Consider the following 15373-nt stretch of genomic DNA (forward strand, 5'->3'; position numbering starts at 1 on the left):
GTTCTAAAGTTTAATCAAATTGTCCAAAAACTACGGCATTGGATGGAAGAGTAAATCGGGGAAAAAGCGATTAAACTCGATTAAAATTCCCGCCGTAAAGGTTAAGAGAGCCATAATTAAAACTGGCGCACTGGAAAAAAAGGTTTTCAAACCGTCCATAACATTAATCTCCTAATTATCAACACATCACTAGCGAGGGGAAATGGGGATTTCACCTTCTTTCGCCGTTAACTCACCAGAGAGAAGCTCTTTGACAGCAGCCACTGGCCAAGCAAAGCCACTGAGCATGATCTTAAACGCCCGAGGGACATCGATTAGGATTTCTTTTTGTTCGGGGTTTTTCTCCTCTCTAATAGAGATTAGGTAAGCGCGACCCACCCAGCCGATCCAACCGGCAATGTACAGGAACATAATGCTGGGAATCAGGAAATCGCCAGCGCGAGACAGGCGACCATCTACCACTAAGTGAGGTAAGCCTTCGGGACCACAAAGGGCTTGAGAATAACGTTCCGCACGTTTTTGTCCAGATTCGGGATCGGCAGTGGTATTACGGAAGTTTTTCGCTCGTTGTTGATAAGCAGCAGATTCGCTACAGGGAACCAGTTGAGAGTTTCCTTCGGCTTGGGCATTAGCTGGAGCAGCAAAGCCGAACAGTAGCATTACTGACAGAATTAAAGCAAGCAGTCTTGGCATAAATTGTTTCCTTTTGTTACAACTGAATTTAGTTTTTTGTACAAAAGATAACGCAGCAGTTGATACGTTAAGGTTAAATCTTAACCTTCCATTGTGTCTCCGTAAAGTTAATATTACTAAACATATACAAAATTGTTTTCATTCCTAGCAATGTCCACTATCTTAGCCATCGAAACCAGTTGCGATGAGACGGGTGTCGCAATTGTTAAGAATCGTCAAATTTTAAGTAATATTGTTGCTTCCCAGATCGAAATTCATCGTCTTTACGGCGGAGTTGTGCCTGAAGTCGCCTCACGGCAGCATTTAGAGGTGATCAACCCTTGTTTGGAACAAGCCCTTGCTGAGGCTGATTTAAGTTGGGATAAAATTGATGGCATTGCTGTCACTGTCGCGCCTGGATTAGTGGGAGCATTGTTAGTGGGCTTAGCAACGGCAAAAACCCTTGCGATGGTTCACCAGAAACCATTATTAGGCATTCATCACCTTGAAGGGCATATTTACGCGAGTTATTTGAGTAATCCCACCTTAGAACCGCCCTTTCTCTGTTTACTCGTCTCAGGGGGACATACCAGCTTAATCGCTGTTCGCGGATGTGGAGACTATACTCTGCTTGGGGGAACACGAGACGATGCTGTGGGAGAAGCCTTTGATAAAACGGCTCGTTTGTTGGGATTAGGTTATCCTGGAGGCCCGGCGATTGATCGCGCTGCACAGTCTGGAAATCTTCATGCTTATCCTCTTCCCGAGGGGAAAGTGTCTCGCCCAGAAGGAGGATACTATCCTTATGAGTTTAGTTTTAGTGGTTTGAAGACAGCAGTGGCGCGGTTAGTGAAGCAGTTAGAAACGGAAGGAGAGTTACCCGTCAATGATTTAGCAGCCTCCTTTCAAGAAACTGTTGCGCGATCGCTGAGTGAACGAACCATTAACTGTGCTCTAGAATATAATCTTAAGACAATTGTTGTGGGAGGAGGCGTTGCAGCCAACCGCAGTTTACGAGAAAAATTAACCGCAAAAGCAGCAACAGAAGGCTTAACAGTTCATTTCCCGCCCCTGAAACTCTGCACCGATAATGCAGCGATGATTGCTTGCGCTGGAGTTCAACATTACGATCGCGCTCATTTTTCCTCCCCAACCCTTGCTGCAACCTCTCGTCTCCCCCTGACCGAGGTGATGAGTCTCTATTCCCACCAGAAGCAACCTGTCATCTAGTATGAGGTTAAGTCTGCCCAATGACTAATGACAAACCTGCAATGCTAAATTTGATTTGATCTGATATTAGTAGAAGAAGTTATTTTCTAAACGTATTTAAAATCATCTAAAGCTTATTATTCTTTCTCAACTGCAATGCCTACCCTTGTTATCGTTGAATCACCAACCAAAGCCCGCACCATCCGTAAATATCTCCCCAACGACTATCGCGTCGAAGCCTCAATGGGTCATGTGCGCGACTTACCCTCCTCCGCCAAAGAAGTCCCCGCCAAAATTAAAGGTGAAAGCTGGGCGCGGTTAGGTGTGAATGTTGAAGAAGGGTTTAAACCAGTTTATGTTGTTCCCACTGATAAAAAGAAAGTTGTCAGAGAATTAAAAGCAGCCTTAAAAGAAGCAGATGAACTGATCCTCGCCACAGACGAAGATCGCGAAGGAGAGAGTATTTCTTGGCACTTAAAAGAACTTCTCAATCCCAAAGTACCCACAAAACGGATGGTCTTTCATGAAATTACCCAAGAAGCCATTCAAGACGCACTCAACCATTGTCGGGAGGTCAATGATGACTTGGTACAAGCCCAAGAAACCCGACGCATTCTAGATCGGCTCTATGGTTACACCCTATCTCCCTTACTGTGGAAAAAAGTCGCTCGTGGACTCTCTGCGGGACGAGTGCAGTCAGTTGCAGTACGCCTGATTGTTGAGAAAGAACGAGAACGTCGCGCTTTTAAAAGTGGGAGTTACTGGGACTTAAAAGCAACCTTGGAAAAAGAAAAAAGTCAGTTTGAAGGGAAACTAACCACCCTCGGCGGAAAAAAACTGGCGACGGGGGCTGACTTTGACCCCAAAACGGGGAAAATTGCCCAAGGGCGAGATGTCGTTTTACTGAATGAAGCTGATGCAAACGCACTGAAAGACCGTTTGAGCGATAAACAGTGGACAGTGAAACAAGTTGACGAACGTCCCACCACTCGGAAACCGTCTCCGCCCTTTACCACTTCCACACTGCAACAGGAAGCGAACCGAAAACTTAAAATCTCTGCGCGAGATACAATGCGGACTGCACAAAGTCTGTATGAAAACGGTTATATTACCTATATGCGGACCGACTCGGTACATTTATCGGAACAAGCGATTAGTGCAGCAAGAAGCTGTGTCACCGAGAAATATGGTAAAGAATATTTAAGTCCGAAACCTCGTCAATATAGTACGAAGAGTAAGGGCGCACAAGAAGCACACGAAGCCATTCGTCCTGCGGGGGAAAGTTTTCGCTCTCCCCAAGAAACAGGGCTGCAAGGGCGAGAATTTGCCCTCTATGACTTAATTTGGAAGCGGACTGTAGCTTGTCAAATGGCAAATGCCAAATTAACCCAAATTAGCGTTCAACTGACCGTAGAAGATGCAGAGTTTCGCTCTAGTGGGAAACGCATTGATTTTCCAGGTTTCTTTCGGGCTTATGTGGAAGGGTCAGATGATCCTGAAGCAGCATTAGAAGACCAAGAGGTGATTCTCCCTAACTTACAAGAAGGGGATCATCCAGACTGTAAAAAACTGGAATCTCTCGGTCACGAAACCCAACCCCCCGCCCGTTATACTGAGGCTTCTTTGGTGAAAATGTTAGAAAGTGAAGGCATTGGCCGACCCAGTACCTACGCTAGTATTATTAGCACGATTATTGATCGGGGATATGTGCAAATGCGAGGAAATGCACTCACCCCAACCTTTACCGCCTTTGCTGTCACCAGTTTGTTAGAGCAATATTTTGGGGAATTGGTTGATCCGCATTTTACCGCCCGTATGGAAGAAACCCTCGACCATATTGCAACGGGAGAAGCGGATTCAACGCCCTACTTAGAGCAATTTTATGCGGGAGAGAGAGGTGTTAATACCTTAGTTCAAGAAAAAGAAGACGAAATTGATCCCGACACGGCAAAAGCGGTTAATTTAGACAATATCCAAGCAAAAATTAAAATTGGCTATTTCGGTCCGTATTTGGAAACGGAAAACGATGATGGGGTGGTTAAAGCCTCGATTCCTCAAGATTTGACTCCTGCGGATCTTAATCCTGAACAGGTGGAAGTGTTACTCCGTCAAAAAACAGAAGGACCTGATGAGTTAGGAATTCATCCTGAAACAGGTGATCCGATTTTTATTAAAATTGGTCGTTATGGGCCTTATGTGGAATTAGGGGAAGCAACGGAAGAGAATAAGAAGCCAAAACGGTGTTCGATTCCCAAGGGAACAAAACCTGAAGATGTCACCCTAGATATGGCGGTGAAGCTGTTGTCTCTCCCTCGCTTGTTAGGAGAACATCCCAGCACGGGTGCGCCTGTTAAAGCAGCGATCGGTCCTTATGGCCCCTATGTGGTGCATGATCAAGGGAAAGAGGGGAAAGACTATCGGTCTTTGAAAAAAGAGGATGATGTCTTAACAGTGGGGCTCGATCGCGCACTTGAACTCCTCGCCCAACCCAAAAAAAGTCGTCGCGGAAGCCAAAAAGAACTGATTAAAGAATTAGGAAATCATCCTGATAACGATAAGCCAGTGAAGTTATACAAAGGTCCTCATGGTCCTTATGTTAATCATGGTCGGAAAAATGTGGGTCTTCCCGAAGGAGAATCACCTGATAAGATTACTTTAGAACGAGCCGTAGAACTCCTCGCTGAAAAAAGCAAGAGCAAAAGCAAAAGTAGTAGTAGTAAAACCACCAGTAAAAGCCAAACGGGAACAAAGAAAACAACCACAAGTAAAAAGAGTACAACGACCAAATCTGCAAGTGGTAAATCCTCTGGTAGTAAAAGTTCTAGCAGTAAGACAAAAACAACTCGCAAGAAAAAAACAGAATAGTTATTGATTATTCATAATTAGTAAAGACATTCCATGGAACGTCTCCCAAAAACCAAGAACCAAGAACCAAGAACCAAGAATGATTATTCGTACTCCGAAACCTTGGCATAATGAAAAAAAACCAATTACTTCAAAACGGGTCTATCTCAATCGTCGTCGTTTTATTAAAAGTCTGATTGGTGTTGGTGTAGGCGCAACGAGCCTTTCTCTTAGCGGTTGTCAAACCTCAAAATCCCAACAAGTCTTAGAAGAAACCTTAAAACAGCCCAAGATTTCTCCTTTGACCACTAATCCTAAGTTTGCTTCCGTAGAACGTCCCATTACCAGTGAAATTCTCGCTGGAAGTTACAATAATTTTTATGAGTTTGGAGGCGATAAATCGGCTTGGCAAAACGCCCAAGACTTACCCACAGAAGACTGGAAAGTGGAAGTAACAGGGTTGGTCAAAAATCCGCAAACCTATGACCTAGACGATATCAAAAAACGTTTTCCCATGGAAGAACGCATCTATCGTTTTCGCTGTGTAGAAGCCTGGTCAATGGTGCTTCCTTGGGTAGGATTTCCAATGAAGGAATTGATAAAAGTGGTTGAACCAACCTCTCAAGCCAAGTTTGTGCGTTTTACCTCTTTTTACGATCAAAATGTCATGCCTGGCCCTTTCTTTGATTTTGGACTGTTACCCTGGCCCTATACAGAAGGGTTACGGATTGAAGAAATGGCGAATGAGTTAGCATTTTTTGCCATTGGGATTTACGGGGAAGAACTCCCGAAACAACATGGCGCACCGATTCGAGCCGTTTTACCGTGGAAATATGGCTTTAAAGGGGCAAAATCAATCGTAAAAGTCGAATTCATCGAAGAACAACCTAAAACCTATTGGAATCAACTCGTTCCCAATGAATACGGATTTGTTGCCAATGTTAACCCCAATGTTCCCCATCCCCGTTGGCCCCAAGAAACTGAGAAGTTTATTGGTCAGGGCGGGGATTTATCTTGGGAAATTAAAGAAACACTGATGTATAACGGTTATGAGGAATATGTAGCAGGGCTTTATTGATCTTGATATTCTTGTAAGAGGTGGGTGAGTTGCTCCACAGAAGCCCGAGGCGAAGGACGCGGTAAGGGTTCTTCCTTGTCAGTCCGTTCCACACAGAGAACCGGGATCGAGTATTGATAGGCTTGAAACCAATCCTCTCGGGTCGTAATATCTCGAATTTCTAACTCAAGCGCGATCGCGCTGATTTGTTCTAACTTTTCTTGCAGTCCCTCACAGAGGTGACAACCCGGTTTAGAGTATAAAATTAAGTGCATCATCGCTTTTCTCGGGCACATCTCCAGTAAATGTTAAACTAAACGAGAGCCAAGAATCCAGGAGCATCGGATTCTATAACCAAGGCTCATCGACAGCACCGTTGTCTTAAACAAGTGGGTCGCACCCGCTTTTTTTATTGTCTGTAAATTGGATTATGACACATCCTTTGATTCCCAAAATCACTGAAATCGCTACCCCGATCGCGCAAACCCTTGGTTTAGAAGTGGTTGAAGTTGCCTTCTTAACCAACGAAAGTCCTCCGATTTTGCGCCTAGAAGTCCGTAATCCAGAAGAGGACACTAGCTTAAATGACTGCGAACAAATGAGCCGAACCTTAGAAGCGGAACTGGATGTGGCGGAGGTGATTCCAGATGCTTATGTCTTGGAAGTATCTAGTCCTGGGGTCTCAGAAGAACTGACGCGCGATCGTGAATATGTGAGTTTTAAGGGCTTTCCTGTCTTAGTCAGTACCGATCCCCCCTACAAAGGAAAAGAAAAATGGCAAGGAACGCTCAACCGTCGGGACGAAACCACTGTTTATATTAATCAAAAAGGACGACTCATTAAAATTCCCCGCGATGTCATTCTGCGCGTCGAACTCGATACCCCGTCTTAAGAACACAGTGACCAGTGATCAGTGAACAAATGACAAATGACTAATAAAGGAGATTAAATAGATGGCAATTGTTAGCTTACCTGGTTTAGGGACAATGATTGAAGAAATCAGTGAGAGTCACAACTTACCGCCGAGTGCGGTAAAAGCTGCTCTCCAAGAAGCCTTATTAAAAGGATATGAACGCTATCGCCGATCGCGCACCCTCGATCGCGATCAATTTGGTGATGATTATTTCGATAACTTTGAAGTACAACTGGATGTGGAAGAAGAAGGCTTCATGGTTCTCGCCACTAAAGAAATTGTGGAAGAAGTGGAAAATTCCGATCATCAAATTGGCTTAAAAGAAGTGCAAGAAGTCGCTGATGAAGCTGAATTGGGGGATAGTGTGGTTCTTGATGTGACTCCGCAGCAAAAAGAATTTGGACGCATGGCTGCAATTCAAACCAAACAAGTGCTGATGCAGAAACTGCGCGATCAAGAACGCAAGATGATTCAAGAAGAATTCCAAGACTTGGAAGAAACCGTCTTGCAAGCGCGAGTGATCCGCTTTGAACGTCAATCCGTAATTATGGCGGTTACCAGTGGCTATGGTCGCCCTGAAGTGGAAGCCGAACTCCCTCGCCGAGAACAACTTCCTAACGATAATTATCGCGCTAATGCCACTTTTCGGGTGTATTTGAAAGAAGTTCGCGAGGGCGTAAGTCGCGGACCGCAATTAGTGGTTTCTCGCGCCTCGGCTGGTTTAGTCGCCTACTTGTTTGAAAATGAAGTCCCAGAAATTCAAGATGAAGTGGTCAGAATCGTCGCGATCGCGCGGGAAGCGAATCCCCCTTCTCGCAATGTCGGATCGCGGACAAAAATTGCAGTGGATACGCTCGATCGCGATGTCGATCCTGTTGGCTCTTGTATTGGGGCGCGGGGATCTCGGATTCAAGCCGTTGTCAATGAACTGCGAGGGGAAAAAATTGATGTCATTCGCTGGTCTCCCGACCCCGAAATCTACATCAAAAACGCCCTCAGCCCCGCCCAGATCAACCGCGTGGTTTTAATGGATACGGAAGAACGTCACGCCCAAGTTTTTGTTCCTGAAAATCAACTCAGTTTAGCCATTGGAAAAGATGGACAAAATGTCCGTCTCAGCGCTCATCTCACGGGTTGGAGAATTGATATTAAACAAGTGAATAAATCCGAAGCAGCACCAGCAGAAACTGAAACTGAACCTGAACCTGAAGAAGTTTTTTCCCCCGATTCAGAAGAAACTGTAGAAGCGCAAGCCTCTCCCCTAAACGTTAATATGGATGATTGAAAGTCATGTTAGTAACATAATTCGGGAGGATCACTGTGTCAACTGAAGTTCTAGACAAACCCGCTATTCAGACCGTCGAGAAAAATCAAACAGTTCGCAAACCTGCCCCTCGGTATCGGGTACTTCTCCATAATGATGATTTCAATGGGATGGAGTATGTGGTACAAACCTTGTTACAAACTGTTCCCAGTCTCACGCAACCGCAAGCGGTGGATATTATGATGGAAGCCCACAATTCTGGCGTGTCTCTGGTGATTACTTGCGCTCAAGAACACGCCGAGTTCTACTGTGAAACCCTGAAAAATCACGGGTTGACCAGTACCATCGAGCCAGATGAATAATTAATTTCTTTGATGTCTATAGCAGTTTTCACGCTTCTTGAGGTACATTCTAAATTTTTGTTCTTCGTTCTTTGTTATTTGTTGGTTGTTAATCAATGAACCACGAACTATTAACCATGAACTATGAACTATGAACCAAGAACATCCACCGACTCGCATTACGTACCTCAACAGACTAAGAAAGGCTATGATCAAATTCAAGCCTTACCTAATCATGTCATTAAACAAATTGCAGCCGGGGAAGTCATTTCCTCGACTGCTGCTGTGGTGCGTGAATTGGTAGAAAACGCGCTCGATGCGAAGGCGGATCGGCTTACCATTTCTCTAGATGAGCAACTGTCTTGCATCCAAGTTGCGGATAATGGAGAGGGAATAACCCTAGAAAATTTACGCTGTTGCGCCTCCCCCCACACAACCAGTAAAATTCAAACCTTTGCTGATCTGCAAAAAATTGTGAGTCTAGGCTTTCGCGGAGAAGCCCTCCATAGTCTCACTCAAATTGCATCTTTACAAATCTTTAGTCGTCCTCGTTATCCCGAATCAGGAATGGGCTATGGCGTTCAATATAACCAAGGGGGAACAGTTGTCAGCGAAAAAACGATCGCGCTTGCACCCGGAACGATTGTCAGCGTCTCAGATTTATTCAAGGATTTACCCGCCCGTCGTCACGCCTTACCGAAAGTTTCTCAGCAACTAAAAACCATTCAAAAAACCATTTATGAAATTGCTCTTGCTCATCCTTACCTCACTTGGCAAGTGTATCATCAAGATCGGTTGTGGCTGCATCTCAGTCCTGGAGAAACGCCACAACAATTATTTCCACAAATTTTACCGAAGTTTCAGCAGTCTGATTTTCAATATATTTGTCACCGCATTACGCTACCAGAAATAACAGAAGAATCGCAATTAGAATTAGTGGTCGGATTACCCGATCGCGCTTCTCGTCATAAAGGCGACTGGATTAAAACCGCGATCAATGGACGCTGTGTGCGTTTACCCGAACTGGAACAAACCTTGATTTCTGGGTTAATGCGAACTTTACCGCGCGATCGGCATCCCATTTGCTGGTTACATCTCCACACCCACCCCAGTTTCATTGACTGGAATCGTCACCCGTCTAAAGCTGAAATTTATCTCCGTCACCTTTCATTTTGGCGGGAAAAAACGATTCACGCCTTGGATGAAGTTTTAAAGCTAAATCCCGAAACTGTGCCTGAAACCTTCCATAATCAACGGTTGGGGGAACTTTTGAAAGTAGGAGAGGAAAAAGGCAGTTATCAAGTTACTACGACTCAGAAGAAGGAAAAGGAAGCGGTTAATTTAATTCCTCTCAGCGCGATCGCGCAACTCCACAATACTTACATTATCGCAGAGCATCCCTCAGGAATTTGGCTCATTGAGCAGCATATTGCCCATGAACGCATTATTTACGAACAATTAGAAGCCCAATGGCAACTGACACCACAAGATCCCCCCTTAATCCTCAATCATCTGTCTTTATCGCAACAAGAACAACTAGAACGTCTCGGAATCGAAATTGATGCGTTTGGGGAAGACACCTGGGCAATTAGAACCGTTCCCAAAATTTTACAACAACGGGATGATCTCACCGATGCCATCATTGAACTTAGTCAAGGAGGAGACTTACAAACCGCCCAAGTCGCCACCGCTTGTCGCAGCGCGATTCGGAATGGTACACCGTTAAGTGTTCCCGAAATGCAAGAAATTCTAGATGGTTGGCAACGCACCCGTCACCCCCACACTTGTCCCCATGGTCGTCCCATTTACCTCTCTTTAGCCGAAACTTCTCTGGCTAAATTTTTCCGTCGTCACTGGGTCATCGGAAAAAGCCACGGGATTTGAGCTATCTTTATCCGTCACATTATCCGTTTGGCGACTGTATCAAGGGGAATTGATTGATTCCACTAAAGATTTCCTACGGAGAATACAAATAGAGCCTTTGCGGATTCACGCCTAACTGATGAGAAACATCGCTAATGTTTAACCCCATTTTTTTCTTTACGTTCACTGTACCGATCCGTTAAATAATCAACTTGATCTCGTAATAGCACAGTAAATTTGTAGAGTTCCTCCATAACATCCACCACGCGATCGCGATAACGAGACTCTTTCATCGTGCCATCTTCATGAAATTCTTGGTAGGCTTTCGCAACCGAAGACTGATTGGGAATCGTAAACATCCGCATCCACCGTCCTAAAATTCGCAGATTATTCACCGCATTAAAAGACTGGGAACCGCCACTCACTTGCATCACAGCCAGCGTTTTCCCTTGTGTGGGTCGTACTGCACCTATACTTAACGGAATCCAATCAATTTGATTTTTCAGCACGCCAGTAATATTCCCGTGCATTTCAGGAGAAGACCAAACTTGACCTTCTGACCATTGGCTTAACTCCCGTAACTCTTGCACCTTGGGATGCGTTTCTTCCACTTGTCCGCGCAAGGGAAGTTCATGGGGATGAAAGAATTTAACTTCCGCCCCCATCTCAGCAATAATCCGCGCTGCTTCTTCTGCAAGCAAGCGACTGTAGGAATGCTCTCTTAAAGAGCCATACAAAAATAGAATTTTCGGTGGATGATTAAAACGGGTCATTCTTGATAAATTAATAACTATCATTAAACAGTTGTCGCTTAGGAACTGAGTTTCGCAATCAAAGCCTTCACTCGTTCCTTAATTTCATCTCGTACCCGAGGGAAAATTTCTGGTTGTTCTGCGGGATCATCCAGTTGCCAATCTTCAAACTCTTCACGGGTAACCCATTCTGGTGGAAGGTTAACCCCACAGCCACATAAAGAAATGACAACATCAAACTCTTCTGGGTTAAATTCACTCAGGGCGTTCGAGGTTTGATTACTAATATCAATGCCCACATCTTTCATTGCAGCGATCGCTTCTGGGCGTACTTGACTGGCTTCGAGTCCAGAACTGACAACCGTAATTTGGTCATTGCCTAAAGTTCTAGCAAAACCTTCTGCCATCTGCGATCGCGCTGAGTTTTTCCGACAGACAAACATAACACGCTTCATTGATCTATCTCCTTTACCCTAATGGACCTGCACAACGCAGATCCGTTAGTGTTGCTTTTTCCAGTTCGCGAGGGAACCCGAACGCAGTCCGTTTACCAATTTTTACCCTCTCTAATATATCAAAAAAAATTGATACGTAAAATCAAAATATTCGTGGAAGATATTGCTATAGAATTGCTTGTCGATTCCAAAAATTACTGCTACGCTGAAGTAATGAGAATAAAGATCGGTGACTACGTTTGATTTCAGTATTAATAGTTTTTTCTAGCTTCGTATTGACAGACTCCCTCCGAAATCTTGCCTCACTACACAATTCCTGATTGAGGAGAATTTAAATCAATGTCAATTTATATCGGCAATCTAGACTATTCAGCAACCCAAGAAGACTTAAACGAAGTTTTTGCTGAATATGGAACAGTTAAGCGCGTTCATTTGCCCACTGACCGAGAAACGGGTCGGATGAGAGGGTTTGGATTTGTTGAAATGTCCTCCGAAAGCGAGGAATCCAAAGCAATTTCAGATCTCGATGGTGCAGAATGGATGGGTCGTGAACTGAAAGTTAATACGGCTCGCCCTCGTGAAAACAAAGGCGGTGGTCGCAGAAACCAACGGTTCTAAGTTCTGTAAAGTTTAAGTAACAATCAACGCTTTTGGAGAGTGAATCAGTTTTGAGTAGGCTTTCCGAAAGCGTTTTTTTGTTTGCTTTCCTTGTCTTAAAACCGAAAAGCGACGGTTAGTCAAGGCAGCCCGATTGTCATCACTTGTCACCGCCACAATAGTTAACGCCAAGCTCAACCCCTGAAAGCAGCGATCGCGCTTGGCGTTCCAAGATTACAGGGAAGAAATGGTGCGAGCGAGATTAAAATCTTTTTCCGTTAATCCCCCTGCATCATGACTGGTCATTCTAATAATGACGGTATTGTAAGAAATTTCTAAATCAGGATGGTGTCCCGCCGACTCCGCCGGTTCAACCAGTTTATTGACGAATTCTACTGCTTCGGGGAAGCCCTGAAACTTCCGAGTGCATTTAATAAATTTGCCTTCTTGTGTCCAATCAGACAGATCATGCAACTGGGTTTTAATTTCGGTATCGCTTAGAAGTTGTGCCATAGCTCAGTGAATTTTTTTAAGCTCATGTTAATAGTTGTCAATCATAATTTAGAAGCATGGGATTTCGTTTGTCTCCCATCCTAGGACAGAACTTTCCTGTTCTAAGCTGAAAATAGAGTTCTGTTTATCATCATCATCAACTATGTCTTATTTATTTCGTTTTCCGCTTCTAATCGTCTGTTTTCTTTCGTTTACAATGGTTAGCTGCCGTTCCGAGATTAACTCAGCTTCCTCCTCCCAGTCTTCTTCAACTGAGAATGTACCCGCCCTTTCCCCAGAAAAGCAAAATCAAGTTGATACCCTTCTCACGCAAGGGAATCAAAAAATTGCAGCAGAAGATTATCAAGGAGCAATCGCTGATTTTAGTGAAGCCCTAACCATTGATCAAACCAATGCAGAAGCCTTAAGTAATCGAGGTTTAGCGCGATCGCGCCTTAAGAATTATGAAGGAGCACTCGCCGACTATAATCAAGCTCTGAGCCTAAATAATCAAGCCCCAAAAGTCTATTACAATCGCGGTTTAGTGCAAATCCAGCGAGAGCAGTATGAAAAAGCAATTGCTGACTTTACCAAAGCGATTGAACAAAAACCTGATTTTGCCAGCGCGATCGGGAATCGGGGGTTTGCTTATGCGGAGTTAGAAAATTATCCCGCAGCGATCGATGATTTAGAAAAAGCAGCCCAACTGTTTAAAGAACAGGGTAAGAAACGAACCGCTTACCGATTACAACGTACTGCCCGTTACATTCAGCCTTAATGTTTTCTTAATTCTAGAACCCCCTTGCTGTGGGCATCACAAGCGATCACTTCCTTCCCTTCTTCATAAAAAACGTAAAATCTTACAATATTCTGCACAATTAACGATTACGATTAATACATAAGCTGCTCTCTTCCTTCTTGAATTTCAAGCTGACTTTAACCAAGGGGGGGTAACCCTTGATCATCTTGAAAAGAGAAGGTCGAGTTTGTGTCGTAAAAATAAATAGGAGGTCAACCCCATGGCGAGAAGAAAAAAGAAATTTCCCTGTGGACATCAAGGCTATGGACAAATTTGCCATAGATGTGAGCAGAAAGAATCGGATCGCATGAGACGAAAAAACCAACGGCTTGCTTGGGAAGAAAGTTTTAGCCATGATCCGATTGATTTAACCACCCTACCGAAAAACGTTGTTCTCAAAACTCGACGCATTATTTCTCAACTCAGACAAGATAGTAACTATCGGCGATTTAAGGGAAAACGCTTGCGTCATAATCGCTTTATCATTAGTATTCCTGTGAATCGAGATTATCGTTTAATTTGTCGCGATCAGGGGAGTCAAGTTATCCCAGAAGCGGTTGTTTCCCATCAGGATTATAACGTTTGTAAACCAGGAAGTGCCAAGTAGTTATTTATAGCAATTCTCGGATCGCGTGAGGGACATTCTTAATTTTTGTTCTTTGTTCTTCGTTATTAGGGACAAATGAGCAAAAAATCATCAATTGGTAACATCGACTCACCGAGGAGGCGGTCGGGAAGCCCATCCCTTTCCGGGGTGGGAGAAACAAGCACCTGATCGCCGTCATTAGTCTTATGTCTGATCTCATTGGGAAGTCTAGGCAATCTCGGAAGCAACCTGTCAATTTTGATTCATTAATATCGGCTAGGACTGACTTTTCATGACAACATTACTCACAGAAGCTGCTTCAATAAAAATTCGTTTAATCTCAGTGTGAGACTCTCGAATTGCTGACTCAATGCGTCGTGTTGCCATTTCAATTTCATCAGAAGAGAGTTCATCTTTAAACTCAATATTCAGGGCGAGCATGATATCCCGAGGTCCTAAATGAAAGGTAATGGGTGAGTCGGCAGCAGAAACTGCTTCATCCGATTGAACAATATTTTTAATGCTATTTCTCACTTCGGGAGACGCACTTTCTCCCACTAAGAGTCCTTTTGTTTCTGCCACTAAAATCATCGCAACGACCGTCAGCAGAATCCCAATAATAATCGATGCAATGCCATCGTAAATGGGATTTTGTGTTACCTCACTGAGAAAAACGCCAAAGAAAGCTAAAATCAGTCCGACAAGGGCAGCAAAATCTTCAACAATGACAATAAATGCACTGGGATCTTTACTTTCACGAATCGCCTTCCACAGTCCAACCTCTTGATTTCTCGGATAATTCTGATTGAATTCTTTAATAGAAATAAATAAGGCAGTCCCCTCAAAAATTGCAGCAATTCCAAGAACAATATAACTGACAATCGGAGAAGTTGAGGACTCGGAATGTTGGAAGCTATTCAATCCTTCATAAACGGAAACACCACCGCCCAAGGCAAAGATTAAGACCGCGACTACTAACGACCAAAAATAAATTTCTTGACTGTGACCCAAGGGATGTTCTTCATCAGCAACTCGTTCACTTTGTTTAAGGCCGTAAAGGAGTAAAATTTCATTAGTGGAGTCAACAACAGAGTGAATTCCCTCTGATAACATAGCAGAACTCCCACTAATTGTTGCACCAACAAATTTCGCTATTCCAATGGCGATGTTGGCTGCCATTGCAGCATAAATAGACGTTTTTGATGATTCAGATGTCATAAGGGATGGAAGGTCTCCTGCAAAATTAAGTTGCTATTCGTTACTTCAATTATGATACCCCCCAATTCTGATCAGAAAAACATTTCTGAGTCTTCTCAAGCTCCCACTTGTGAAGACATTTAGATCAGGTGCGACAAGTACAACCTGAACTTCTCCGTCGTCAAGGACGCAATATCTACTATAGTCTTGCTGATGATCATGTCATGACCCTTGATCGGGAAGTTGCTCAACATCTTGATGAAGAAGACCTTAAGGTAATTTTAATTGACAGAGTGGCTTTTGTTTTTTTTAATATCTGAAGTATCATTCAG

At 43.8% G+C, this 15373-nt stretch carries 19 protein-coding genes; 11 read left to right on the forward strand and 8 right to left on the reverse strand.

The window, feature by feature from the left end:
- Positions 1 to 30: 30 nt before the first annotated feature.
- Together psaJ and PCC7418_RS05710 are read right to left on the reverse strand one after the other, a co-directional pair.
- A complete protein-coding gene (gene psaJ / locus PCC7418_RS05705; protein WP_015225226.1) occupies positions 31 to 159 on the reverse strand; it encodes a photosystem I reaction center subunit IX in 129 nt (42 codons plus the stop codon).
- A 30-nt stretch (positions 160 to 189) separates the two neighbouring features.
- Entirely contained in the window at positions 190 to 693 is a 504-nt protein-coding gene (locus PCC7418_RS05710; RefSeq protein ID WP_015225227.1) for a photosystem I reaction center protein PsaF subunit III, read from the reverse strand.
- Between the two features lie 150 nt (positions 694 to 843).
- Here PCC7418_RS05710 and tsaD point away from each other — a divergent pair, with 150 nt between their 5' ends.
- From tsaD to msrP, 3 genes are all read left to right on the forward strand, one after another.
- The gene (tsaD, locus tag PCC7418_RS05715) at positions 844 to 1902 is read left to right on the forward strand and encodes a tRNA (adenosine(37)-N6)-threonylcarbamoyltransferase complex transferase subunit TsaD (protein WP_015225228.1); all 1059 of its coding nucleotides are present in this window, start codon (positions 844 to 846) and stop codon (positions 1900 to 1902) included.
- Between the two features lie 135 nt (positions 1903 to 2037).
- Positions 2038 to 4746 carry a type I DNA topoisomerase gene (topA, locus tag PCC7418_RS05720; RefSeq protein ID WP_015225229.1) on the forward strand — a complete coding sequence of 903 codons (2709 nt, stop codon included), beginning with the start codon at positions 2038 to 2040 and terminating at the stop codon, positions 4744 to 4746.
- Between the two features lie 79 nt (positions 4747 to 4825).
- On the forward strand, positions 4826 to 5803 hold the full coding sequence (gene msrP / locus PCC7418_RS05725; RefSeq protein ID WP_015225230.1) for a protein-methionine-sulfoxide reductase catalytic subunit MsrP: 978 nt from the start codon (positions 4826 to 4828) through the stop codon (positions 5801 to 5803).
- On the opposite strand, the gene PCC7418_RS05730 is transcribed toward msrP, so the two are convergent.
- Positions 5797 to 6057, reverse strand: coding sequence for a glutaredoxin family protein (locus tag PCC7418_RS05730; protein WP_041596161.1), 261 nt, complete (start codon positions 6055 to 6057; stop codon positions 5797 to 5799). The two genes, msrP and PCC7418_RS05730, sit on opposite strands and share 7 nt — an antisense overlap.
- A gap of 155 nt (positions 6058 to 6212) precedes the next feature.
- Between PCC7418_RS05730 and rimP the strand changes: the two genes are divergently transcribed.
- The 4 genes from rimP to mutL all read left to right on the forward strand — a co-directional run bounded on the left by rimP (position 6213) and on the right by mutL (position 10184).
- Complete coding sequence (gene rimP / locus PCC7418_RS05735; protein WP_015225232.1) at positions 6213 to 6674, forward strand: ribosome maturation factor RimP; 462 nt, start codon at positions 6213 to 6215, stop codon at positions 6672 to 6674.
- Positions 6675 to 6735: 61 nt separating this feature from the next.
- The gene (gene nusA, locus PCC7418_RS05740; RefSeq protein WP_015225233.1) at positions 6736 to 7980 is read left to right on the forward strand and encodes a transcription termination factor NusA; all 1245 of its coding nucleotides are present in this window, start codon (positions 6736 to 6738) and stop codon (positions 7978 to 7980) included.
- A gap of 35 nt (positions 7981 to 8015) precedes the next feature.
- On the forward strand, positions 8016 to 8321 hold the full coding sequence (gene clpS / locus PCC7418_RS05745) for an ATP-dependent Clp protease adapter ClpS (protein WP_015225234.1): 306 nt from the start codon (positions 8016 to 8018) through the stop codon (positions 8319 to 8321).
- Positions 8322 to 8444: 123 nt separating this feature from the next.
- The gene (gene mutL / locus PCC7418_RS05750) at positions 8445 to 10184 is read left to right on the forward strand and encodes a DNA mismatch repair endonuclease MutL (RefSeq protein ID WP_015225235.1); all 1740 of its coding nucleotides are present in this window, start codon (positions 8445 to 8447) and stop codon (positions 10182 to 10184) included.
- A 131-nt stretch (positions 10185 to 10315) separates the two neighbouring features.
- On the opposite strand, the gene arsH is transcribed toward mutL, so the two are convergent.
- The gene (gene arsH, locus PCC7418_RS05755; RefSeq protein WP_015225236.1) at positions 10316 to 10936 is read right to left on the reverse strand and encodes an arsenical resistance protein ArsH; all 621 of its coding nucleotides are present in this window, start codon (positions 10934 to 10936) and stop codon (positions 10316 to 10318) included.
- Between the two features lie 38 nt (positions 10937 to 10974).
- On the reverse strand, positions 10975 to 11370 hold the full coding sequence (gene arsC, locus PCC7418_RS05760; RefSeq protein ID WP_015225237.1) for an arsenate reductase, glutathione/glutaredoxin type: 396 nt from the start codon (positions 11368 to 11370) through the stop codon (positions 10975 to 10977).
- A 339-nt stretch (positions 11371 to 11709) separates the two neighbouring features.
- Between arsC and PCC7418_RS05765 the strand changes: the two genes are divergently transcribed.
- The gene (locus tag PCC7418_RS05765; RefSeq protein ID WP_015225238.1) at positions 11710 to 11988 is read left to right on the forward strand and encodes an RNA-binding protein; all 279 of its coding nucleotides are present in this window, start codon (positions 11710 to 11712) and stop codon (positions 11986 to 11988) included.
- Between the two features lie 12 nt (positions 11989 to 12000).
- Here the strand turns inward: PCC7418_RS05765 and PCC7418_RS20450 are convergent, their stop codons facing one another.
- On the reverse strand, positions 12001 to 12159 hold the full coding sequence (locus PCC7418_RS20450) for a hypothetical protein (protein WP_171814889.1): 159 nt from the start codon (positions 12157 to 12159) through the stop codon (positions 12001 to 12003).
- Between the two features lie 42 nt (positions 12160 to 12201).
- Positions 12202 to 12480, reverse strand: coding sequence for a 4a-hydroxytetrahydrobiopterin dehydratase (locus PCC7418_RS05770; protein ID WP_015225239.1), 279 nt, complete (start codon positions 12478 to 12480; stop codon positions 12202 to 12204).
- A 142-nt stretch (positions 12481 to 12622) separates the two neighbouring features.
- Between PCC7418_RS05770 and PCC7418_RS05775 the strand changes: the two genes are divergently transcribed.
- Positions 12623 to 13237, forward strand: a complete 615-nt coding sequence (locus PCC7418_RS05775) for a tetratricopeptide repeat protein (protein WP_015225240.1) — start codon at positions 12623 to 12625, stop codon at positions 13235 to 13237.
- 241 nt (positions 13238 to 13478) lie between these two features.
- Positions 13479 to 13865 carry a hypothetical protein gene (locus PCC7418_RS05780; RefSeq protein ID WP_015225241.1) on the forward strand — a complete coding sequence of 129 codons (387 nt, stop codon included), beginning with the start codon at positions 13479 to 13481 and terminating at the stop codon, positions 13863 to 13865.
- Between the two features lie 255 nt (positions 13866 to 14120).
- Here the strand turns inward: PCC7418_RS05780 and PCC7418_RS05785 are convergent, their stop codons facing one another.
- Positions 14121 to 15062, reverse strand: a complete 942-nt coding sequence (locus PCC7418_RS05785) for a cation diffusion facilitator family transporter (RefSeq protein ID WP_015225242.1) — start codon at positions 15060 to 15062, stop codon at positions 14121 to 14123.
- A gap of 128 nt (positions 15063 to 15190) precedes the next feature.
- Here PCC7418_RS05785 and PCC7418_RS20165 point away from each other — a divergent pair, with 128 nt between their 5' ends.
- Positions 15191 to 15361, forward strand: a complete 171-nt coding sequence (locus PCC7418_RS20165; protein ID WP_216086775.1) for a hypothetical protein — start codon at positions 15191 to 15193, stop codon at positions 15359 to 15361.
- The last annotated feature ends 12 nt before the right edge of the window (positions 15362 to 15373 follow it).

This window comes from Halothece sp. PCC 7418 (assembly GCF_000317635.1).
Classification (GTDB): Bacteria; Cyanobacteriota; Cyanobacteriia; order Cyanobacteriales; family Rubidibacteraceae; genus Halothece.